The sequence below is a fragment of the Streptomyces sp. NPDC050548 genome, assembly GCF_044457385.1.
Taxonomy (GTDB): domain Bacteria; phylum Actinomycetota; class Actinomycetes; order Streptomycetales; family Streptomycetaceae; genus Streptomyces.
Genome location: NZ_JBITGV010000034.1, coordinates 1 through 21,926, shown reverse-complemented (window position 1 = coordinate 21,926; position 21,926 = coordinate 1). Strand labels below are relative to the sequence as shown.

20 protein-coding genes and 2 pseudogenes are annotated in these 21,926 nt (G+C 72.7%); 13 read left to right on the top strand and 9 right to left on the bottom strand.

Translation table 11 applies throughout. The annotated features are described in order from the left end of the window. Window positions 1–13: 13 nt before the first annotated feature. A complete protein-coding gene (locus ACIBJH_RS47205; protein WP_399123218.1) occupies window positions 14–757 on the top strand; it encodes a YcnI family protein in 744 nt (247 codons plus the stop codon). A gap of 113 nt (window positions 758–870) precedes the next feature. On the opposite strand, the gene ACIBJH_RS47200 is transcribed toward ACIBJH_RS47205, so the two are convergent. After that, window positions 871–1,641 (bottom strand): CDP-alcohol phosphatidyltransferase family protein, encoded by a 771-nt coding sequence (locus tag ACIBJH_RS47200; protein ID WP_399123217.1) that lies wholly within the window; start codon window positions 1,639–1,641, stop codon window positions 871–873. A 105-nt stretch (window positions 1,642–1,746) separates the two neighbouring features. On the opposite strand from ACIBJH_RS47200, the gene ACIBJH_RS47195 reads away from it, so the two are divergent. From ACIBJH_RS47195 to ACIBJH_RS47175, 5 genes and pseudogenes are all read left to right on the top strand, one after another. Next, complete coding sequence (locus ACIBJH_RS47195; RefSeq protein WP_399123216.1) at window positions 1,747–2,727, top strand: zinc-binding alcohol dehydrogenase; 981 nt, start codon at window positions 1,747–1,749, stop codon at window positions 2,725–2,727. Between the two features lie 150 nt (window positions 2,728–2,877). Then, window positions 2,878–3,276: a 6-carboxytetrahydropterin synthase gene (locus tag ACIBJH_RS47190; protein WP_019073017.1), complete on the top strand. Its 399-nt coding sequence runs from the start codon at window positions 2,878–2,880 to the stop codon at window positions 3,274–3,276. Continuing rightward, complete coding sequence (locus tag ACIBJH_RS47185) at window positions 3,273–4,457, top strand: glycosyltransferase family 4 protein (protein ID WP_399123215.1); 1,185 nt, start codon at window positions 3,273–3,275, stop codon at window positions 4,455–4,457. The genes ACIBJH_RS47190 and ACIBJH_RS47185 overlap by 4 nt, the downstream gene beginning before the upstream one ends. Beyond that, the gene (locus ACIBJH_RS47180; protein WP_399123214.1) at window positions 4,454–5,530 is read left to right on the top strand and encodes a trans-aconitate methyltransferase; all 1,077 of its coding nucleotides are present in this window, start codon (window positions 4,454–4,456) and stop codon (window positions 5,528–5,530) included. Before ACIBJH_RS47185 ends, ACIBJH_RS47180 begins: the two co-directional genes overlap by 4 nt. Beyond that, window positions 5,527–6,651, top strand: a pseudogene (locus ACIBJH_RS47175) (YbhN family protein); the annotation flags it as partial. The gene ACIBJH_RS47180 and the pseudogene ACIBJH_RS47175, both read left to right, overlap by 4 nt. 104 nt (window positions 6,652–6,755) lie before the next feature. Here the strand turns inward: ACIBJH_RS47175 and ACIBJH_RS47170 are convergent. Then, window positions 6,756–7,511 carry a creatininase family protein gene (locus ACIBJH_RS47170; protein WP_399123213.1) on the bottom strand — a complete coding sequence of 252 codons (756 nt, stop codon included), beginning with the start codon at window positions 7,509–7,511 and terminating at the stop codon, window positions 6,756–6,758. Window positions 7,512–7,549: 38 nt separating this feature from the next. Between ACIBJH_RS47170 and ribA the strand changes: the two genes are divergently transcribed. The 5 genes from ribA to ACIBJH_RS47145 are packed head-to-tail and all read left to right on the top strand — an operon-like array spanning window position 7,550 to window position 11,736. Then, the gene (gene ribA, locus ACIBJH_RS47165; RefSeq protein ID WP_399123212.1) at window positions 7,550–8,212 is read left to right on the top strand and encodes a GTP cyclohydrolase II; all 663 of its coding nucleotides are present in this window, start codon (window positions 7,550–7,552) and stop codon (window positions 8,210–8,212) included. 33 nt (window positions 8,213–8,245) lie between these two features. Continuing rightward, a complete protein-coding gene (locus ACIBJH_RS47160; RefSeq protein WP_200713494.1) occupies window positions 8,246–8,383 on the top strand; it encodes a hypothetical protein in 138 nt (45 codons plus the stop codon). Then, the gene (locus ACIBJH_RS47155) at window positions 8,380–9,525 is read left to right on the top strand and encodes an NAD(P)/FAD-dependent oxidoreductase (RefSeq protein ID WP_399123211.1); all 1,146 of its coding nucleotides are present in this window, start codon (window positions 8,380–8,382) and stop codon (window positions 9,523–9,525) included. Before ACIBJH_RS47160 ends, ACIBJH_RS47155 begins: the two co-directional genes overlap by 4 nt. Further along, the gene (locus ACIBJH_RS47150) at window positions 9,522–10,589 is read left to right on the top strand and encodes a saccharopine dehydrogenase (protein WP_399123210.1); all 1,068 of its coding nucleotides are present in this window, start codon (window positions 9,522–9,524) and stop codon (window positions 10,587–10,589) included. Before ACIBJH_RS47155 ends, ACIBJH_RS47150 begins: the two co-directional genes overlap by 4 nt. Beyond that, window positions 10,582–11,736: a saccharopine dehydrogenase family protein gene (locus ACIBJH_RS47145; protein WP_399123209.1), complete on the top strand. Its 1,155-nt coding sequence runs from the start codon at window positions 10,582–10,584 to the stop codon at window positions 11,734–11,736. The genes ACIBJH_RS47150 and ACIBJH_RS47145 overlap by 8 nt, the downstream gene beginning before the upstream one ends. A 15-nt stretch (window positions 11,737–11,751) precedes the next feature. Here the strand turns inward: ACIBJH_RS47145 and ACIBJH_RS47140 are convergent, their stop codons facing one another. The 3 genes from ACIBJH_RS47140 to ACIBJH_RS47130 form a co-directional block, all read right to left on the bottom strand. Next, window positions 11,752–12,981 carry a serine hydrolase domain-containing protein gene (locus tag ACIBJH_RS47140; RefSeq protein WP_399123208.1) on the bottom strand — a complete coding sequence of 410 codons (1,230 nt, stop codon included), beginning with the start codon at window positions 12,979–12,981 and terminating at the stop codon, window positions 11,752–11,754. A gap of 65 nt (window positions 12,982–13,046) precedes the next feature. Beyond that, window positions 13,047–14,405 carry an MFS transporter gene (locus tag ACIBJH_RS47135; RefSeq protein WP_399123207.1) on the bottom strand — a complete coding sequence of 453 codons (1,359 nt, stop codon included), beginning with the start codon at window positions 14,403–14,405 and terminating at the stop codon, window positions 13,047–13,049. Beyond that, window positions 14,402–14,986, bottom strand: a complete 585-nt coding sequence (locus ACIBJH_RS47130; protein WP_399123206.1) for a TetR/AcrR family transcriptional regulator — start codon at window positions 14,984–14,986, stop codon at window positions 14,402–14,404. Before ACIBJH_RS47130 ends, ACIBJH_RS47135 begins: the two co-directional genes overlap by 4 nt. Before the next feature lie 74 nt (window positions 14,987–15,060). Here ACIBJH_RS47130 and ACIBJH_RS47125 point away from each other — a divergent pair, with 74 nt between their 5' ends. Both ACIBJH_RS47125 and ACIBJH_RS47120 read left to right on the top strand, forming a co-directional pair. Continuing rightward, window positions 15,061–15,504 (top strand): PPOX class F420-dependent oxidoreductase, encoded by a 444-nt coding sequence (locus ACIBJH_RS47125; RefSeq protein ID WP_399123205.1) that lies wholly within the window; start codon window positions 15,061–15,063, stop codon window positions 15,502–15,504. A 90-nt stretch (window positions 15,505–15,594) separates the two neighbouring features. After that, on the top strand, window positions 15,595–17,667 hold the full coding sequence (locus tag ACIBJH_RS47120) for a tetratricopeptide repeat protein (protein ID WP_399123204.1): 2,073 nt from the start codon (window positions 15,595–15,597) through the stop codon (window positions 17,665–17,667). Here ACIBJH_RS47120 and ACIBJH_RS47115 read toward each other — a convergent pair. The 4 genes and pseudogenes from ACIBJH_RS47115 to ACIBJH_RS47100 all read right to left on the bottom strand — a co-directional run. Continuing rightward, window positions 17,664–19,406, bottom strand: a complete 1,743-nt coding sequence (locus ACIBJH_RS47115) for a hypothetical protein (protein WP_399123203.1) — start codon at window positions 19,404–19,406, stop codon at window positions 17,664–17,666. The genes ACIBJH_RS47120 and ACIBJH_RS47115 overlap by 4 nt on opposite strands. 268 nt (window positions 19,407–19,674) lie before the next feature. Beyond that, window positions 19,675–21,138 (bottom strand): membrane-associated oxidoreductase, encoded by a 1,464-nt coding sequence (locus tag ACIBJH_RS47110; protein ID WP_399123202.1) that lies wholly within the window; start codon window positions 21,136–21,138, stop codon window positions 19,675–19,677. 97 nt (window positions 21,139–21,235) lie between these two features. After that, on the bottom strand, window positions 21,236–21,823 hold the full coding sequence (locus tag ACIBJH_RS47105) for a histidine phosphatase family protein (protein WP_399123201.1): 588 nt from the start codon (window positions 21,821–21,823) through the stop codon (window positions 21,236–21,238). Window positions 21,824–21,830: 7 nt separating this feature from the next. Beyond that, window positions 21,831–21,926, bottom strand: a pseudogene (locus ACIBJH_RS47100) (6-phosphogluconate dehydrogenase); the annotation flags it as partial.

Genomic DNA, 21,926 nt, shown 5'->3' with positions numbered 1-21,926 from the left:
AGATCGCCTCACCATGTCCGCATACCGCACCACCCTGCGCCGCGCAGGCACCGTCGCCGCGCTCGCCACCGCCGGAGTCCTGGCCGCCGCGGGCGTCGCCTCCGCGCATGTCACCGTCCACCCCGAGAGTTACGGCAAGGGAGCCACGGACGGCGTGCTGACCTTCCGCGTCCCCAACGAGGAGGACAAGTCCAGCACCACCAAGGTCCAGGTCTTTCTGCCCACCGACCACCCAGTCCTCGGCGTGCTGGTCACCCCGCAGGACGGCTGGACCGCGAAGGTCACCACCAGCAAGCTCAAGACGCCGGTCAAGACCGACGACGGCACCATCACCGACGCCGTCTCCGAGATCACCTGGACCGGCGGGAAGATCGGCGCCGGACAGTTCGAGGACTTCAACGTCGCCTTCGGTCAACTGCCCGATGACACCGACCAGTTGACGTTCAAGACGCTCCAGACCTACGCGGACGGCGATGTCGTGCGCTGGATCGAGGAGGCCGCGGCGGGCGACGACGAGCCGGAGAACCCGGCGCCCGTCCTCAAGCTCACCGCCAAGGAGAGCGAGGACGGCGACGAGACCCCGGCCGCCTCGGCCTCGACGGCGGCCACCGCCACGAAGACGACGTCCGCCTCCTCGTCGAGCTCCAGCAGCGACTCGACCGCCCGTGGGCTCGGCGTCGCCGGCCTGATCGTGGGCGTCCTCGGCCTCGCGGCCGGTGCCTTCGCGGTCGTGCGCAGCCGCTCGCCGCGGTCGTAGCCGCCGTAGCGCTGAAGTCGTACGGGTAGTACGGCAAGCCGAAGGGCCCGGATCCACCGTCTGGTGGTCCGGGCCCTTCGGTATGACCGGTGCTGCTGCTACTGCTACTGCTGCTACTGCGAGACCAGTTCGAGGACCTTCTCCTCGGCCGGGGTCTCCTCGACGAGGGTGGTGCGGGAGGTGCGCCACAGCCACAGGATGTCGCGGCCGAAGGACCACACCAGGGTGCCGAGCGCGAGCGCCACCACGGCGAGGTTGGCCGTGTGGGGCAGCAGGTCGGCGCCCGCCAGGAGCAGGAGGATGCCCTGGGTGGCGGCGACCGTCTTGCGGGCCGTGCTCGGCGGCAGCGGGGCGTTCAGCCACAGCCAGACGCGGGCGGCGGCCACGAACCCGTAGCGCATGGCGCCGATCAGCAGGACCCACGGGCCGAGCTGTGTCGACACGTACACGCTGAGGACGAGGATCAGGAACGCGTCGACCTCCATGTCGAAGCGCGCGCCCAGCGCGGTCGAAGTTCCCGTGCGCCGTGCGACCTTGCCGTCGACGCCGTCCAGGATCAGGGCCACCGCCGTCAGCCCGACCAGCAGCGTGACCGGGGGCGAACTCTCGAAGGAGTCCGCGACCAGCGCGGTCACCCCGCCGACCAGGATGGCGCGGCCGAGCGTGACCCGGTTGGCCGGGCCGAAGTTGCGCGTTCGGGTCTTGTGCAGCGCTTGGGAGAGCACGGCCCAGGTGGCGATCGCGAACGCAAGTCCGGTCAGCCAGCCCGCCGGGCCCATCCCGATCGCCGTACCGAGCAACGCCAGCAACAGGATCTGAACGCCCGCTCCCACAGCGGTCTCCTGCTGGACCAGCCTTGCTTCGTATGTGTTGTTCAGGGCCACCGCACACCCTCCGGCCATATGACAGAGTCGATCAACGCCGCGTACTGTGCGCGGCCTGTGGTTACCCGTACGTGAACAGCTTCCCGATCGTTCAGGAGGATTCCGATGAAACGCACCGCCAGGGCGTTTTGGATCGGTGCACCGGGTCACGGCGAGATACGCGACGTCGTTCTGCCGGACCCCGCCGAGGACGAGGTGGTGGTCCGTTCCCTGTGGTCGGGCGTGAGCCGCGGCACGGAGACCCTGGTCTTCCGCGGGGGCGTCCCCGAGAACCAGTACGCGAGCATGCGTGGACCGTTCCAAGAGGGCGATTTCCCAGGTCCGGTCAAGTACGGCTACCTCAACGTCGGGGTCGTGGAGGAGGGCCCGGCCGCGCTGCTCGGCCGTACCGTCTTCTGCCTCTATCCGCACCAGACGCGCTACGTCGTCCCCGCGACCGCCGTCACACCCGTACCGGACTCCGTGCCCGCCGGGCGGGCCGTCCTGGCCGGGACCGTGGAGACCGCCGTCAACGCCCTGTGGGACGCGAGGCCGTTGATCGGTGACCGGATCGCCGTGGTCGGCGGCGGGATGGTCGGGTGTTCGGTGGCCGCGCTGCTGGCCCGCTTCCCGGGCGCCCGCGTGCAGTTGGTGGACGCCGACCCGACGCGCGCCAAGACCGCCGAGGCCCTCGGCGTCGGCTTCGCGCTCCCGGCGGACGCGCTCGGCGACTGCGACCTCGTCGTGCACGCCAGCGCCACCGAACAGGGCCTCGCCCGCGCCCTGGAACTCCTCACGCCCGAGGGCACCGTCCTCGAACTCAGCTGGTACGGCGACCGGAAGGTGAGCCTCCCGCTCGGCGAGGCCTTCCACTCCCGGCGCCTGGTCATCCGCAGCAGCCAGGTCGGCACCGTCTCCCCGAACCGGGCCGACCGCAGCTACGCCGACCGCCTCGCCCTCGCCCTCGACCTCCTCGCCGACCCCGCCCTCGACGCGTTGGTCACCGGGGAGAGCGACTTCGAGGAGCTGCCGGACCTGCTGCCGAGGCTCGCCTCCGGAGAGATTCCGGCGCTGTGCCACCGGGTCCGATACACCGACATCGGTTGAGAATCGTTCAATCCGCTACGACAAGCGCGTCTGACCTGAGAAAAGAGTGAGAGTCGGCTGAACAGGGGGAGGCGAGGAGCCGTACTACACGGCATCCCCCGGCAGGGATCAGCCGGGGGACCAGACGCGCCGCACCTGGAGGGTCGTCCGTTGTTCAGCATCACCGTCCGCGATCACATCATGATCGCCCACAGCTTCCACGGCGAAGTGTTCGGACCCGCGCAGCGCCTGCACGGGGCCACGTTCCTGGTGGACGCCACCTTCCGGCGCGCAGAGCTGGACGACGACAACATCGTTGTCGACATCGGACTGGCAACCCAGGAACTGGGCGCCGTCGTCAGCGAGTTGAACTACAGAAACCTCGACAACGAGCCCGACTTCGCGGGCGTCAACACCTCCACCGAGTTCCTCGCGAAGGTCATCGCCGACCGGCTCGCCGAGCGGATCGAGAAGGGCGCGCTGGGCGAGGGCGCCCGGGGCCTGGCCGCGCTCCAGGTCACCCTGCACGAGTCGCACGTCGCCTGGGCGAGTTACGAGCGTGCCCTGTGAGCGACGTGACCATCGACCGCGCCCCCTCGCTGGGATTCCTGCCCGTGCAGCGCGCGGCCTCCCGGAATGCCGAGATCATCCCCATGTCCCTGCGCACCCTGCACTTCGTGATGCCGGGCGGCGTCGACGACCCGGCCGCGCCGAGCGGCGGCAACGCCTACGACAGGCGGGTCAGCCTGGACCTCCCCGGCTTCGGCTGGCAGGTCCACAAGCACGCCGTCGACGGCGAGTGGCCCCGGCCCGGTGCCGACGCCCGCGCGGAACTCGCCCGGGTGCTGCGCGAATTGCCGGACGGCGCCGCCGTACTCCTCGACGGGCTCGTGGCCTGCGGAGTCCCCGAGATCGTCGTCCCCGAGGCCGACCGGCTCGGCCTCGCGGTCCTCGTCCACCTTCCGCTCGGCGACGAGACCGGTCTCGAAGCCGCCGTCGCCGCGGAACTGGACGCAAAGGAACGCACGGTCCTGCGGGCGGTGTCGGCCGTCATCGGCACCAGCGACTGGGCGGTCCGCCGCCTCGTCTCCCACCACGGCCTGGCCCCCGAGCGGGTCCATGTAGCCACCCCCGGCGCCGACATCGCCCCCCTCGCCTCCGGCACCGACGGCGTCTCCCGCCTCCTGTGCGTCGCCGCCGTCACCCCGCGCAAGGGCCAGCACCGGCTGATCGAGGCGCTGGCCGCGGCGGCCGACCTGCCGTGGACCTGCACGTGCGTCGGCGGCCTGGGCACCGACCCCGAGTACGTCGACCATCTGCGGGGCCTCATCAGGCAGTACGGCCTCCAGGACCGGCTGCACCTCGCGGGTCCGCAGGCCGGCGCCCAGCTCGACGCCAGCTACGCGAGCGCCGACCTCATGGTCCTCATGTCTTACGCCGAGACCTACGGCATGGCCGTCACCGAGGCGCTGGCACGGGGTATCCCCGTGCTGGCCACGGACGTCGGCGGGCTGCCCGAGGCGGTCGGCCGTGCCCCCGACGGCGGGGTGCCCGGCATCCTCGTCCCGCCGGAGGACCCCGCCGCCCTCGCCGCCGAACTGCGCGGCTGGTTCGGCGAGGCGGATGTACGCCGACGCCTGAAGGCGGCGGCGCGCGGCCGTCGCGCGGCGCTCGACGGGTGGGCCACCACGGCCCGCAGTCTCGCCGGGGTACTCACCCGGCTCCCCAGCGAATCCCGGAGGGCGGCATGAGGAAGACGGCGACCACCCCGCCGGCCACCGGACAGCGCATCCCCGCGCAGCCGGGACCCCGGGGCGTACCGCTGGGGATGCTCGTGCCCCCGGCACAGACCGCAGTGGAGGACGTGATGGCGGGAACCGTTTCGGCGGACACCGGCGAGCAGGCCGGGCACGGTGCCGTGATCCCCGGCGCCGGACCCGCGACCCGCCCCGGCGAGCGGGCCACCGTACGGCTGCGGGACGTCGGCCCCGACGACCCGCCGCGCTACGCGCCCGAGTGGCTGGAGCTGCGCGAGGGCGCCGACGCCGTCGCACGGGCCCCCGAACTCCTCGACCCGCTGCGCATCCGGCTCGCCAACCTGCCCGGAAAGTCCGGGGTCGTCATCCACGACCTGGGCTGCGGCACCGGCTCGATGGGACGCTGGCTCGCCCCGCGCCTGGACGGCGCCCAGCACTGGATCCTGCACGACCGCGACCCCTACCTCCTGCACTTCGCCGCCGTCGCCTCCCCGCGCGCCGCCGCCGACGGCAGCCGCGTCACGGTCGAGACCCGGCGCGGCGACGTGGCCCGGCTGACCCCGGACGCGCTGGTCGGCGCCTCCCTGGTGACGGCCTCCGCGCTCCTGGACGTCCTCACCCGCGAGGAGGTCGACGCGCTGGTCACCGCCTGCGTCGGCGCCGGCTGCCCCGCACTGCTCACCCTCTCCGTCGCCGGACGGGTCGAACTCACCCCGGCCCACCCGATGGACGCCGAGATCGCCGACGCGTTCAACGCCCACCAGCGGCGCGACGGACTCCTCGGCCCGGACGCCGTCACCGTCACCTGCGAGGCGTTCGCCGCGCACGGCGCCACGGTCCGCGTCCACCCGAGCGCCTGGCGCCTCGGCGCCGACGACCTCGCGCTGACGGCCGAGTGGCTGCGCGGCTGGGTCGGCGCGGCCGTCGAGGAACGCCCGGAACTGAAGGAACGCGCCGACCGCTATCTGCGCGAACGCCTCGCGGCCTGTGCGGCGGGGGAGTTGACCGTGCTGGTCCACCACAGCGACCTGCTGGCGCTGGCCCGGCCGACAGGGGGAGCGTCATGAGCGTCGAGACGATGAGGACGGTCGCACCGCGACCCGGCACCACACGGCGCAGGGTGCGCGTCGAGCGGCCCGCGCCGGTCGCCCTCGCACTGCGCGCCCCGGGCACCGTCGAGGAGGTCCGCAGGCGGCCCGCGCACACCCCGCCGCTGCACAGCGCGGCCGTCTCCGGCGACCGTATCGGGGTGATCGTCGCCGCACCGCGACCGGGCACCGACCGAGCCTCCGGCGCCCGCCGTGTCCTGCGCGCGATCCTGACCCGGGTGAACTCCCGCGCGGTACGCACCCACTTCGGTTCGGTGGCCGGCCTCGCCATCCTCGGTGTCCTGCTGTGGCGCCTGGGCACCGGCGTCTTCCTGGACGGCCTGCGCCGCATCGACGTACCGACGCTGCTGATCGGCCTCGCGATCGGGGTCGTCACCACGGTGTTCAGCGCCTGGCGCTGGGCGCTCGTGGCGCGCGGACTGCGCATCAAACTGCCGCTCGGCCCCGCCGTCGCCGACTACTACCGCGCCCTGTTCCTCAACGCGGCCCTGCCCGGCGGCATCCTCGGCGACGTGCACCGCGCGGTACGGCACGGACAGAGCGCCGGTGACATGGGCCGCGCCGTCCGGGCCGTCGTCCTCGAACGCGTCGCGGGCCAGATCGCGCTGGCCGTCGTCGGGGTCGGGGTCCTGCTGGGCCTGGACTCGCCGGTGATGGCCGACGCCCGCAGCGTCGCCCCGCTCGTCCTGCTCGCCGGGGTCGGCGCGCTCGCCGTCGTGGCCGCCCTGCGGATGAACCGTCCGCCCAGCGCCACCCGCCGGGGCCGCGCCCTGCGCACCACCCTCGACGAGGTGCGCGCCGGACTCTTCTCCCGCGCCAACTGGCCCGGCGTCGCCCTCTCCTCGCTGGTCATCCTGGCCGGCCACCTCGCGATGTTCGTGGTCGCCGCGCACGCCGCCGGATCCGCCGCCACCGTCGGCCAGCTCCTCCCGATCGCGGTCCTCGCGCTGGTCGCCATGGGCCTGCCGCTGAACGTCGGCGGCTGGGGCCCCCGCGAGGGCGTCACCGCCTGGGCGTTCGGCGCCGCGGGCCTCGGCGCCAGCAGCGGCCTGTCCGTCGCCGTCATCTACGGCGTCCTCAGCTTCGCCGCCGCCGTGCCCGGCCTGTTCGTCCTGGTCGCCCGCTGGTACACCGGCCTGCGCACCACCGGGCCCGGCACCGCCGTACCGGACCCGGCCCCCGCTCAGGAGTCCGCGGTCAGCACCGAGAAATACGCGCCGAAGGAATCGGCGAGGCTCGCCAGCAAGGCCTTCCCCTTTTCCGCCGAGCCGAGGGACGGGCGCCCGATGACGCCCGACTCGGTATAGCCGGCCATACCGAGCGTCAGAAGATGACGACGGTCGTCGGCGACGAAATCGGAGGTCTCATAACCGGGACGGATCAATTCGGGATGAGCGTGCAGAAGAATGGAGGTCTCGATTTCCCCCGCGTGCATATCGGTGAGCAGCGAGGTCAGCACCCCGGCCCGCTCCCGCGCCGTCTCCCAGTCCTCGGCGGCCGGGAACAGCGCCATCCGCTCACCGCGCGCGGAGGACTCCTGAACGACGTTGCCCAGTACGTAGTTTCCGCCGTGACCGTTGACCACCACCAGGGTCTCGACCCCCGAGCGGCGGAGCGAGTCCGCGATGTCCCGCACCACCGCATGAAGGGTCACGGAAGAGATGCTGACGGTCCCCGGCCAGGCCGCGTGCTCCTGCGAGCAGGCGATCGTCACCGGCGGCAGCAGGTGCACCGGGTACGCCGCGGCGATCTCCCGGGCCACGGCACAGGCGACGAGGGTGTCGGTCGCCAGGGGAAGATACGGGCCGTGCTGCTCGAAACTGCCGACCGGAAGGACCGCGACCTGTGCTGAGAGACCTGCCCCCCTAGCCCGTACGTCCTCCGTGGTGTCCGCCGGCACCAGTCCGTATGCCGCCGTCCGTGAGCCCGAACCATTCATTGTTTCACGGCCTTTCGTCTCTGCTTAGGAACCAGATCATGACAGAAAACATTGGCGTACTCGGCAAGCAGAAGTCCGCGCAGCCCAGGGGCGCGGAACGCGTCGTGAATGCTCCGTTGCCCACCGTGTACGGCAAATTCCAGGCGATCGGTTACCTGGACCACGACCGCGGTGACGAGCAAGTGGCCCTGGTCTACGGCGACATCGGCACGGAAGACGTACTCACCCGGCTGCACTCGGAGTGCCTGACGGGCGACGCCTTCGGCTCGCAGCACTGCGAGTGCGGCGACCAGCTGGACGCGGCGATGCGGGCCGTGGTCGCCGAAGGCCGGGGCATAGTCGTCTACTTGAGGGGTCACGAGGGCCGAGGCATAGGCCTGCTGGCAAAGTTGCGCGCGATGGCGCTGCAGGCGGAGGGCCTGGACACCGTCGAGGCGAACCTCGCCCTCGGCCTGCCGGTCGACGCCCGCGACTACGGCGTGGCCGCCGAGATCCTGCACGACCTGGGGGTGTCGAGCGTGCGTCTGCTCTCCAACAACCCGCGCAAACGCGAGGCGTTGCTGGAACACGGCATCAAAGTCTCCGAAGAGGTACCGCTGTTGATCGAACCCTGCGAGAACAACATCACTTATCTGCGCACCAAGCGGGAGCGTCTCGACCACCACCTGCCCCATCTGGACGCGGTGGCGCACTGGTCCTGATTCCGGTGAGCGGCATCCGGACAGGAAGAGGGAATGACCGAAGACGTCCTCTTCCTCTCCGGCGACCGGGTCGCCGAACCGCACGTCCCCCACAACAGCGCCGGACCCGGCATCCTGGACGCTGCCGCGGCCCGGGCCGTCACCGGCGCGGCACCCAAGGAGCGCCCGTGAAGCGTCAGGCCGAGGTAGTCGTCATCGGCGGCGGGGTCATCGGTACCAGCATCGCCTACCACCTGGCCCGCGCCGGCGTCAGAGACGTCGTCCTGGTCGAACGGGACGAACTCGCCGCCGGATCCACCTCGAAGGCGGCCGGCGGGGTACGGGCACAGTTCTCCGACGAGCTCAACGTGCGGCTGGGCGCCCGCAGCCTGGAGGCCTTCGGCCGCTTCGAGGAGGACACCGGCCACGACATCGGGTTACATCGCGTCGGCTATCTGTTCCTGCTGTCGCGGCCCGAGGACGTCGCCTCCTTCGAGAAGGGCGTCCGGCTGCAGAACTCCCTCGACGTGCCCAGCCGCCTGATCGACCCGGCCGAGGCCCGCCGCCTCTCCCCGCTGATCAGCACGGACGGTCTCCTCGCCGCCGCGTACTCGCCCGACGACGGCCACTGCACCCCCGAGGCCGTCGTCCACGGCTACGCCTCCGCGGCCCGCGCCCACGGCGCGACGATCCTGCGTCACACCGACGTCACCGGCATCGAGACCTACGGCGACCAGGTCACCGCCGTGCTCACGACCCTCGGCCGCATCGACACCGACACGGTGATCTGCGCGGCCGGCGCCTGGTCGAAGGCCATCGGCGCGATGGTGGGCGTCGACCTCCCCGTGCAGCCGCTGCGCCGCCAGATCGCCGTCACGGAACCCGTCCCCGGTCTCCCGCCCACGCTGCCCATGACGATCGACTTCACGACCAGCCTCTACTTCCACTCCGAGGGCCCCGGCCTCCTTCTGGGCATGTCCGACCCCGACGAGCGTCCCGGCTTCGCGACCGACACCCACGACCGCTGGATCCCGCGCCTCGCCGAGGCCATGCGGCGGCGCGCCCCCGGCCTCCTCGACCTGCGCCGCACCGGCGGCTGGGCCGGCCTGTACGAGAACACCCCGGACCACAACGCCCTGATCGGCCAGGCGACTTCGGTCTCCCGCTTCCTCTACGCGACGGGTTTCTCCGGCCACGGATTCCTGCAGGCCCCGGCCGTCGGCGAGGTGATCCGCGACCTGTATCTCAGCCGCGTACCCTTCGTGGACGTCAGCCCCCTGAGCGCCGGCCGGTTCGCGGCCGACGCCCCGCGCCCGGAGGACAACCTGGTATGACCGAGCTGCATCTGTGGCTGCGCCACGAGACCCGCACGACCGAACGCCGCACCCCGGTCGTCCCCGCCGACGCCCGCCGGCTCGTCGAGAGCGGCGTGACCCTCACGGTCGAGGAGTCCCCGCAGCGGATCTTCCCGATCGAGGAGTACGAGGCGGTCGGCGCGAAGGTGGCACCCGCGGGTTCCTGGGTGTCGGCGCCGAAGGACGCGGTGGTCCTCGGCCTGAAGGAACTCCCGGACCAGCCCGCCGAGCTGACGCACCGTCACATCATGTTCGGCCACGCCTACAAGGGCCAGCCGGGCGCGACGGACCTGCTGCGCCGCTTCGGCACCGGGGGCGGCGCGCTGCTCGACCTCGAATACCTGGTGGACGACACCGGCCGCCGCCTCGCCGCGTTCGGCTTCTGGGCCGGCTACCTGGGCGCGGCTCTCGCCGTCCTCCAGCACCGGGGCCGACTCGTCGCACCCCTCACCCCCACCTCGAAGGAGGAGCTGGACGGCACCCTCCGACCCGCCGCCGGGGACGCCGAGTTCACCGCGCTGGTGATCGGCGCGCTGGGCCGCAGCGGCCGAGGAGCACGGGCCGCGTTCGCCACGGCCGGTGTCGAGCCGACGAGTTGGGACCTGGCGGAGACCCGGAACCTGGACCGCCCGGCCCTGTTGGCCCACGACGTCCTGGTCAACTGCGTCCTGGCGACCACCCCCGTCCCGCCCTTCCTCCGCACGCCGGACCTCGACGACCCGAGCCGTCGCCTCCGCACCGTCTCCGACGTCACCTGCGACGTCGGCTCGCCCCTCAACGTCCTGCCCGTCTACGACCGCACGACCGAATGGGACGCCCCGGTACGGCAGTTGCACGCACGGCCCCCGCTCGACCTCATCGCCATCGACAACCTGCCGTCCCTCCTGCCCAAGGAGTCCAGCACCGACTTCTCCGCCGCCCTGCTGCCCCAGCTCCTGGACTTCGGGACCGGCGGGGCGTGGGGGCGCTGCCTGGACCTGTTCCGCACGAAGGCCCGGGAACTCGGAATCGCCGTGGCGGAAGGGGAGTTGGGCCATGTCTGACGTGGTGCGCGCGAGCGGCACCCTGCACTGGATCGGCGCCGGGCTGTCCACGGGCAGCGGGCTGGCCCTGCTGTGCGACACCGCCGACCGGGTGCGGCTGTGGCACCGCACCGAGGACCGGGCGGCGCGGGCCCTCGACCGGCTGGGGCTGACGGGACGCGCGCAGCCGCGCGCCTTCGACCTCGCCGCGCTCACCGCCGAGTTGGTCCCCGGGGACGTCGTCGTCTCCATGCTGCCCGCGCCCGAACACGCGGCCCTGCTGGCCGCCTGTGTCCGCCGGCGGGCCCACTTCGCCTGCTCCAGCTATGTGTCGGACGCCGTCCTCGAACAGGTACCGGCGGCCGAGCAGGCGAGCATCGTCGTCCTCACCGAGGCCGGTCTCGACCCCGGCATCGACCACCTCTTCGCCCACAGCCTCGTCGCCCGCGCACAGGAGGCGATCGGCGCGGACACGGCGGCCACCTACAGCCTCACCTCGTACTGCGGCGGTGTCCCCGCGGTGCCCAACGACTTCCGGTACCGCTTCAGTTGGGCCCCCGCCGGAGTCCTGGGCGCGCTGCGCTCACCGGCGCGCTATCTGGAGGACGGGACGGAGACCGTCGCCGAGCGGCCCTGGGAGGTGACCCGGCCGCATGTCGTCGACGGCGAGACCTTCGAGGTCTATCCCAACCGGGACAGTGTCCCCTTCATCGAGCAGTACGGGCTGCCCGCGGCCTGGCAGCCGCGCACCTTCGTGCGGGGCACGCTGCGGCTTGAGGGCTGGCTGCGGGCCTGGGAGCCGGTGTTCGAGGAGCTGAAGGCGGGCGACGACACCCGGATCGCCGCGCTGGCAAGGGAGTTGGCGTCCGCCTACCCGACCACGGAGGCCGATCACGACCGGGTCGTGCTCGCCGTGTCCCTGGACGTCCGCGCCGCCACGGGCCGTACCTGGTCCGGCAGTTACCTCCTCGACCTGGTGGGTGACGAGGAGGAGAGCGCGATGGCCCGCTGTGTCTCGCGCCCCCTGTCCCTCGCCGTCCGGCACATCCTCACCGACGACCTGCCGTCCGGCCTGAACCGGGCGGCCGAGACGGCGGACCGGTCACGGGAGTGGTTGAGCGAACTGGCGGGGGAGGGGCTGGAGTTCACTCTGCGGGTGGATCGGTGAGCGGGCGGTCGCGGCTCAGTCCGTGACCGCCTCGTGCAGCAGCTGCTTCAGCTCGGGGACGATCTTCAGGGAGGACTTCGGCCGGAGCTGGGTCATGAACTGCACGGTCAGGTCCCGGCTCGGGTCCACCCAGAACGTCGTCGTCGCGACGCCGCTCCACCCGAACGTGCCGAGCCCCGACGGGGCCTGGGTGCGCTCGGGGTCGACGACCACGGAGACACTGAGGCCGAAGCCGATGCCGTCGTTGCCGGGCTCCTGGTGGGAGGGGCTGCCGAAGGCGCGCATATCGGCGCCGCCCGGAAGGTGGTTGCTGGCCATCAGGTCGACGGTCTCGGGGGCCAGCAGCCGGACGCCGTCGAGTTCGCCCCGGCGCCGCAGGAACTCCGCGAACCGGTGCACGTCGTGCGGGCTCGCCGCCATTCCGCCGCTGCCCGACAGGAACCGCGGCCGGCCGCCCCGCAGCGGCAGCCCGAGGATCGGCTCGATCCCGCCGCCGTCGGCGTCGCCGTACAGCTCGGCCAGCCGGTCGGCCTTCTCGTCCGGGACCTGGAAGCCGGCGTCGGTCATGCCGAGCGGGCGGAAGATCCGCTCGGCGAAGAACTCGTCGAGCCGCTGCCCGGACACCACCTCGACGATCCGGCCCAGCACGTTCGAGGAGACGGAGTAGTTCCACTGCGTGCCCGGTTCGAACTGGAGCGGCAGGCTCGCGTACACGTCGATCGTCTCGGCCAGGTTGGCGCCGGCCGGCACGGACGACTCCAGGCCCGCCTCCCGGTAGAGGGCGTCGACGGGGTGCGAGTGGTAGAAGGCGAAGGTCAGGCCCGAGGTGTGGGTCATCAGGTGCCGGATCAGCATCGGCTGTTCGACCGGCCGGGTCTTCAGGCCGGCGCCGGAACCGCTGTCGTAGACCCGCATGTCCGCGAAGGCCGGGAGGTGGACGGCGACCGGGTCGTCCAGGGAGAGCTTGCCCTCCTCCATCAGGAGCAGCACGGCGACGGCGGTGACCGGCTTGGTCATGGAGTAGATCCGGTACAGCGTGTCCGGCGTGACGGGCAGTCGGGCCGCCACGTCGCGGTGCCCGTGGGCGGTGAGGTGGGCGACACGGCCGCCGCGGGCCACGGACACCAGGAAGCCGGGCAGGCGCTCCACGTCGACGTAGTGGGCGAAGTGCTGGTCCAGGCGGTCCAGCGCCTTGTGATCCAGTCCGACCTCGTCCGGGTCGACTTCTTGTCGCAGCTGTGCCATGGCTCTCCTCCGAATTGCGTTCACGAGGTGGGGTCCCGCATACCCGGCCCCGGACACCTCGGAACTCATCGTCGCGCAGGAACACCTGCGCGGTCTCCTGTAACGCCGTGATGTGTGAGCGACGCGACTGTCCGGCCGGGCAGTACGAGACACGCGAGAGCACCGGTCAGGGCCACTCCGGCGAGGACGGAGAGGGCTGTCGTGGAGCCGCTCGCGGCCATCAGCGCGCTCCCGGCGGCGACTCCGAGTGTGGGCCCCACGTTCACCGCGGTCTGCTTGAGCCCGCCCGCCACCCCGGCGGACTCCACGGCCGCCGCCCGCACCACCACCTGCGTGGCCGCCACCATCACCGTCCCGAACCCGGCGCCCAGCAGGGCGAATCCCCCGCACACCGCGACCGTGCCCGAGGCCCGCGACAGCACGAGCACGGCCACCGCCACGACCACCGCCGCCGCTCCGGCCGTACCGCGCGCCCCGACCCGGCGCAGCACCATCGGGCACACGGGCGCCGCGAGGACCATCGCCGCCGCCAACGGCAGCCCGCGCAGAGCGCTTTGGAACGGTCCCAGCCCCATCGCGTCCTGGAGGACATAGGTGACGACGAACAGCGCTCCGGAGAAAGCGGCCGACGCCGCCAGCAGCAGACCGAGTGCGCCTCGGATCGCCACCGACCCGACGACGTCCGGCGGCAGCAGCGGATGAGTCGTACGACGCTCATGGCGTACGAAGGCGAAGCCCGCGAGTACGGACACCACCAGCCCGGCCGCCGCACCGCGCGGATCCGCCAGCGCCTGGATGAGCGCGGCCAGGGACAGCGCGAGCAGCAGAGCCCCCGGCAGATCGAACCGCACGTCCCGCGACTCCCGCCGCCCCGGCCCCCGCGCGGTGAGGGCGAGCACGCCGAACACCAGCGAGGGCACGACATGGAGGAAGAACACCGCCCGCCATCCCACCGAGCTCACCAACGCCCCGCCGACCAGCGGTCCGGCCGCCGCGGCCACACCGATCACGCTCGTCCGTACGGCGATCGGCATGGCGAGGCGGTCGGGCGGGAACGCGGCCCGCAGCATGCCGAGGGTGGCGGGCTGGAGCAGTGCCCCGAACACCCCCTGCGCGACCCGGAGCCCGATCACCCAGCCGACCCCGGGTGCCAGCCCGACCCCGGCCGAGGCGACCCCGAAACCGAGCATGCCCAGCGCGAACACCCGCTGATGCCCGTACCGGTCCCCGATCCGCCCGGCCGACACCAACAGGCTCGCCACGGCGACCAGATACGCGGTGCTCGTCCACTGGACCTGCGCCAAAGACGCCCCCAACTCCCGTTGCAGCGTGGGCTGTACGACGGTGAGCACGGATCCGTCCAGGGCGACGATCGCGGCCCCGGCCACACTGCTCGCCAGCACGAGCCGCCGACGCGCCGTCACTGTGCGGCCTCCGGCCCGAGGTGCGCGTCGAGGACGGACCGCAGCAGGGGTACGAAGTCGTCGGCGCCGGTGGCGAGTTGGAGGCTGCCCCAGCGCCAGAGCTGGACGAGGCCGTGCAGGCTCGCCCACAACGCGCCCGCGACCAGGCGGGCGTCCGCGTCGGGACGAGCCCGCCCGACCAGGTCCACCAGTACGCCGAACAGCGGCAGGCTGGTCTCCCGCAGTCCCAAGTGCCCGCTCTCCAGCAGATCGTGACGGAACATCAACTCGTACATGCCGGGGTTGTCGAACGCGAACTCCAGATAGACCCGCCCCAGCGCCGTCACCTGCGCCCGCGGGCTCGCCGTACCGTCCCCGACCGCCCCCGCCGCCCGCTCGCCCAGCTCGGCGAAGCCGCGCCGCGCGATGGCGGACAGCAGCTCCAGGTGGGTGGGGAAATACCGGCGCGGCGCCCCGTGCGAGACACCGGCCCGCCGGGCGATCTCCCGCAGGGTGAGCGCCTGCGCTCCTTCACCGGCCACCAGCTCCACGCCGACGTCGACGAGCCGGTCCCGCAACCCCGCTGCTTCCGAGTCACTCATAGACACTGTCTACCAGTGGAGCGTAGACAGTGTCTACCCGGAATGGGGGACGCGCGGTACTCGTTGTCGCCGATATGACACAGGACGACGCCCCACTCCTCCAGCTGCTCTCCGACGGCCACGGCGGGGTGCTGGTCACCCTCAAGAGCGACGGCCGGCCCCAGCTCTCGAACGTCAGCCACGCCTACTACCCCGACGAGCGCACCCTCCGCGTCTCGATCACCGACGACCGTGCCAAGACCCGCAACCTGCGCCGCGACCCCCGCGCCTCCTACCACGTGACCAGCGCCGACCGATGGGCGTACACGGTCGCCGAGGGCACGGCCGACCTCACCCCGGTGGCGGCGGACCCGCACGACGAGACCGTCGAGGAGCTGATCCGGCTCTACCGTGACGTCCTCGGCGAGCATCCCGACTGGGACGAGTTCCGGGCGGCCATGGTGCGGGACCGGCGGCTCGTGCTGCGGCTGAGGGTGGAGCGGGTGTACGGGATCCCGAAGGACGCCAACCTGGGGTGACCGATCGTCACCTCCCGTCCCCGGCGCTAAGGTTGATCCGCAACACGGCGGCGCGCGGACGACGGGGGAGTGCACGAGGTGATCGATCCGATGTCCATGAGCGCCATCGCCGCGGTGTTCGGGGCCGTCGGCTCCGGGATGGCGAGCGAGGCCGGCAAGCTGGCCTGGGAGTCGGCCGGCGGACTGGTCCGCCGGCTGGCCGGCCGTGAGGTGCCCGCACCGGCCACCCCCGACGAACTCGACGCCGTCGCCCGCATGATCCACGACCGCGTCCTCGACAACCCCGAACTCGCCCTGATCTGGACCCGGTTCGCGCGCGGAGTACGCACCCCGGGCCGGATCACGGGCCCGGGACGGCACTGCCTCCCACCGGCACCCCGTTCCTTCACGGACCGTCAGGAGGCCCTGAAACTCCTGGACAAGGAGGCCAGGCGCCCCTTCGGCGGACGCCCACGGCTGGTCCTCCTGCACGGACCCGAGGGCATCGGCACCAGCACCCTCGCCCACCACTGGGGCGCACGCCAGGCGGCCCGCTTCCCCGACGGACAGCTCTACGCCGACCTGCGCACCCTCGGCCCCGAGCCGGTCCTCACCACCCTGCTGCGCCAACTCGGCCTGCCCGACGAGGAGATCCCGCCCTCGGCCGCCGACCGGGCGACCCTGTTCCGGGCCTCCCTCACCGACCGCCGCGCCCTCGTGGTCCTCGACCACGCCCAATCCGGCGCCCAGGTACAGCCGTTGCTGGCCGCGGCCGCGGACGTGGTCACCCTCGTCGTCGCCCGGCAACCGCTCATCGGCCTCGACGCGTTACGGATCCCGGTCGGCCCGCTGACCCGCCGGGACGCGCGACGACTCCTCACCGAACTCGTCGGCAGACCCGCCGTCACCGCCGCCCGCGCCACGCTGCCCGCCGTACTGGACCGCTGCGCCGGCTCGCCCTACGCCCTGCGCGCCGCCGCACCCCGGCTGACCGCCCCGCCGCAGCCGGCCGCAGAGCCGGACACCGACCCGGTGACGTCCGCCGTCGAGGACACGTACCGCCTGCTGGCCCCCGACGCGGCCCGCCTCTACCGCCTGACCGGCCTCTACGACTGGCCCGCCCTCGACGCCGCAGCGGCGGCGCGCGCTGCCGACACCGACGAATCCGATGCCGCTGGGCTCCTCGGTGAACTGGTCGACGCCCTGCTCGTCGAGCGCACCGACGACGGCCGCCACCGCTACCGGCCCGCCGTCCGCGCCCACGCCGAACGGACCGCCGCCGCCACGGACGGGATCGCCGCGTCCTCCGCCGCCGTGTCCCGCACCGTCCAGCACTATGTGCACCTCGGCCTCGCCGCCGCGCAGGCGGCACTGCCGGAGAGCTGGCGCGTCCCGTCCGCGGCCACCCCGCTGTCGTACGCGGACCGGGGAGCGGGCGTCGCCGCACTGGCCGCCGAAGCCCCCAACCTGGTCCAAGCTGTGCGTGCCGCCGAGGAGTTCGGCGACTGGGACACCGTCGTCCTGCTGGGCCAGACCCTGTGGCCGCTCCAGCTCAAGGCCGGCCACCACGACGTCCTGCTGCCCGCACTGCGCACCGGGGCGCGTACGGTGGACGCCCACTTCCCCGGCACCCGAGGCGCCGGGGCCCTCCACGCCCAACTCGCCCACAGCCTCATGGAGTTGCGGCGCTGGGACGAGGCGGAGCCCGAGGCGCTGGCCGCCGCGCGGGACGAGCGGGCGGCCGGGCATGTGCGCGGCCACGCCTCCGCCGTCGAGTTCCTCGGTCTGCTCCGGCTGCGTCAATGGCGGTTCGCCGAGGCGTACTCGGCCTTCGACGAGGCCCACGGCATCCTGGACGGCATCGGTCCCGACGACGAGGGCGCCGCCGATCTGCCGCGCGCCCGCGCCCTGTTGGAACGCCACCGCGGCCGGGCCCTGCGCGGGATGGGCCGCCCCGCCGAGGCTGTCACCCGCCTGGAACACGCGCTGGCCTTCTTCCGCGCGAGCGGCGAGGCCTACAACACCGCCCGCACCCTCACCGACCTCGCCGAAACCCGCCTGACCGAGGGCGAGTTGACGGCCGCCCGCGCCCTGATCGACGAGGCGGCCGACGCCCTGCGCGACGAGAAGGCGGAACAGCACCTGTCGTATCTGCGCGTCCTGCGTGAGCGCTGCGAGGGCTAGCCGAGGGCGACCCGCACCTCGTGCACGGCCCCGCCCGTGTGCACGGTCAGCCCCTGCGCCACGGCCTCGTGCAGCGACTTGCCGGAGGACAGCCAGGCGTGCAGGGCCGAGGCACAGGCGACCGGGTCGGCGTCGGACGGCGGTTCGGTGCGCAGGAGCAGCAGGGTGCCGTCCGCGGTGCGGGCCGTGCACGCGCCGGGGCCGGTGACGTAGACGGCGAGGGCGCAGCGCGGGTGCCGGGCCAAGACCTCGGACGTCCAGAGCGCGGGTGAGCCGAAGCGCGGGTCGTCGGCCGCGCCGTACCGGAACACCACGTCGGCCAGGGACAGTTGGTCCTGCTCGCGGGTGTCCTCGTGCACCGCCGTGTGGGACTCGCCCGAGCCGTCGGGCGCCGGGTGCGGGCCCGCATACCGGACGACCGAGACCTCGGCGCTGCCCGGCAGCCGGGTGAGCACCCGCAACGGGACCGTGTGCACCGCGGGTTCGAACGGCGGGAGCGGCAGCGGTTCGAGCAGCGCGGGCGCGTCCGGTTCGGGGATGCCGATGATGCCGTAGAAGAGGCGCCTCAGGCGGGTGGCGGACTCGCCGGGGACTGAGCTGGTGAAGGCGGCCGGGGTGGGCAACGGGCGGTGGGTGTCGATGAGTCGGGTGAGTTGGGGGCGCAGCGGGAGTGCGGGGTCCAGGCGGGGTGCCGTACGGACGAAGGCGTGCACCGGGGCGTCGGGGGCGAGGCCCGCGAGGGGTGCGGCGCCGAGGAGGACGGGGGTGCCGAGCGCGGCGGCGTAGTAGGTCACCGAGCCGTGGTCGCCGATGACCGCGTCGGCGGCGAGCAGTGCCTGGCGCCAGCCGTGGAGCGGGTCGACGAGGGTGAGTCCGGCGCGGCGGGACCGGTCCAACCAGGCGCGGATCTGGCCCGGGCCGTGGCCGTACCAGATGTTGGGGTGCAGGACGGCGGCGAGACGGTACTCGTCGAGAGGGAGTTCGGAGGTCAACCGGGGGAGCAGGGACGGCAGTACGTCGTCGCCGGAGGCCGGGCCGTCGCCGAACAGGGACTCCGGGTTCCAGGTGGAGTTGAGGACCACGAGCCGCTGCGCCCGGCCGACGCCGAGGGCCCGGCGGTAGCGCTCCCGGTGGGAGCGCGCCGCGAGCATGCGGTCCCAGCAGGGATCACCGGCCAGTACGGCCGTGGGCGCGGCCTCGGGACACACGGCACGCAGCCGCTCCACCTGCTCCGGGTGGGACAGCACCAGCGCGTCGGCGACGGGCCGGCCGGTTTCGTCGAGCAACCACTCGGGCGACAGCCCGAACACCGGAACCTCGACCTCCGCCGTCTCGCCGCCGGGTGTTGGGTGTTGGGTGTTGGGTGTCCCCAGCCTCTTAGTGTATCCGACGCCGTGGGACATCACGGCCAATACACCTGAAATTGCCCGGAGTTGACCGCCGAAGCTCGCGGAGACGGCCAAATCGACCGGAGTTGCCGTCGCCTGGTCCCAGGGCACCACCGGCACCCCCGTTTCCGCGAGCAACTCGGTCACCCCGGCCCGGAACGCCGACGATTCCGTGCAGGTGACCAGCGACTGCACGCGGAAGTCGTCGTGGAAGAGCGGCAGTACGTCCAGAAGCCGGGTCGCGGACGTCACGTTGTGCACGACGAACAGCACCCTGCGCGTGCGCCCCCGCGTGGCCCACCGTCCGGCCTCGGCGCCGACCGGCACCCGTATCCACTCGGCCCCCGCCACGCCCCTCGACCACCTTCCGCGCCTGTGATCGGGCAACGATAGTCGGCCCCGGGCCCGCGTGCGCCGGCCGCCCCTGAAATCGGCCGGTGCACGCGGGGGCCCTACGGGCGGCGCGGGGCTGCAGGGGTCTTGTCGACGCCCCGGGCGCGCAGGTGCGCGGAGCCCGGTGTCGCCGGCCTCGTCACCGTCCTACCCCGGTTGGCGTCGTACCACGTCTCCGCCGGGGGACGGATGTTCCGGGAACGTCATGGGTGAACGGCTCGGCGGCTCACTGGCGGCTGACGGTCCTGGTCACACCGGTGACGACCGTCGTGGCCAGGATCCAGCCGGTGATGATCAGGGCGTAGGCCAGGTACTGGTACCAGCCGGTCGGCGCGAACGCCTCCTCCTGGCCGAAGGAGATCACCGGGAGCAGCAGGTCGAGGGTGTAGAACACCGGGTTGAAGTGCGGGGCCTCGGACGCCTTGAGGGCGTGGGGGTGGTGCAGGCCGTAGGCGATCGAGCCGATGGCCAGCAGCGACAGCAGCCAGGCGCAGGCGCGCAGCGGGCGGAAGCCGTAGCCGACGGTGACGTCCTGGACGTAGCCCCAGATCCGGTTGTACCGGGGGAGGGTGGCGCGCAGGCGGCGCTGCTTGGCGAGTTGGACGCGGCGGGCGGCGTAGTCGTCGCCGGTGCGGCGGTAGGCGCCGGCCAACTGCTCGTAGGCGTGCGGGACATAGCCGTCGCCGTCCTGCTCCAGCATGGCCAGGCGCCGCTCGGCGGGCTCGTGGGGGATGAGCGAGGTGTAGACCAGACTGTTCAGGTGGACCCGGCCCGGCACCACCTGCGGCTCCAGCAGCAGGACGTCGATCTGGGCACTGCTCAGCACCACACCGCCCTCGATGGGCGGGCTCGCCCGCAGCCAGAGTTCCCCGATGCTGGCGCTGCTGGCCAGCAGCGCGGAGCTGCCGGGGTTCGACAGAGTGCTGTACGACAGGTCGAGGCGGCCCGCGATGCGGGCGCCGCGCAGGCCGACCCAGCCCTCCACCTGGGCGTGCCGGAACAGGATGTTGCCCGCGACGACGAGCACCTCGGCGTCGATGGCGGAATTCCCGGGGTGGGAGAGGTGCGCGGAGTTGAGGCGGACCGATCCGGCGACACTCGCGCCGCTGAGCCGGATCTGCCCCTGGGTGCGCAGTCCGGCCGCCCGGAGATCGTCGCCGACGGAGGCCTGGTTGAGCTGGAGGACCGGTTCCTCGGCGTCCGGGGCGATGATCTCCGCGCTCTCCATGAACAGACTCCCGGCGACCTTCACCTCCGCGAGCCGTACCACACCCCTGAACCGGGCCCGGGTCAGCCGCAGTACGCCGTCCACCCGCATCGCGTGCGCGGTCAGACCGGGCAGGAAGGAGTCGCCGAGATTGAGTTCGCGCAGCCGGGCCGCGTAGCAGCGGGGCACTTCCTCGAAGTGGCAGTAGCGCAGCCGCACGGGGTGGTCGATCGTCGCGTACTGCAGGTCGAGCCGACCGGTGATCCGGGCCCCCGCCAGACTGAGGGAGGCTATCTCCCCCGCTTCCTGCGGCCCGTTGAGCAGCAGCGCCCGCAACACCGCGGCGCGCACGGTCCGTTCGGGACCCCAGTCGCCGCCGAGGGCGATGTCCTCGTCCTCCGCCGTACGGAAGTCCACGGACTCGCCCAACGGGAAGGCCCGCCACACCTGTTCCTCGGCCGGTGTCAGATCGTTGATCTCCATCGGGAGCGACTCTAGCCCGGCGGCTGTCGCGGGCACAGAGGACGACCGCGGCCCGGGCCGCGCGTCAACGTGCGGTCCGGGCCGGGGAGTTGTGCCGTTACGGTCGGGTGTTCCACTCCGCGATGACCGGGCGGTCGTGCTCGGTGGAGAGGCGGCTGACGGTGCCGGTCGCCAGCTGGAACAGCCGGCCGTCCGCCGCCGGCAGGCCCAGCCTGCGTGCGGTGAGGACACGCAGGAAGTGGGCGTGCGCCACCAGGACCACATCACCGTCGACGAGCGCGGAGTCCACCCGCTTCAGCATCCGGTCGGCCCGGGCGCCGATCTCGTCCGGGGACTCGCCCGGGTGTCCGGCGGGGCCCGGCGGCACGCCGTCGGTCCACAAGTACCAGTCGGGGCGGGTGCGGTGGATGTCGACGGTGGTGACGCCCTCGTAGCCGCCGTAGTCCCACTCGTGCAGATCGGGGTCGGGTGCGGCCCCGGTGATGCCCGCGAGTTCGGCGGTGCGTATCGCACGGTCCAGCGGGCTGGTCAGGGCGAGTGCGAAGGTCCGGCCGGCGAGGAGCGGGGCGAGGGACTTGGCCTCCTCCTCGCCGTGCCGCGTCAGGGGCAGGTCGGTCCAGCTGGTGTGCCGGCCCGACACGCTCCACTCCGTCTCGCCGTGGCGGACCAGCAGAAGATCCCCCACGGCGCGCCTACTTGGTCTCGACGGCGTGGCCGCCGAACTGGTTGCGCAGGGCCGCGACCATCTTCATCTGCGGCGAGTCCTCCTGGCGGGAGGCGAACCGCGC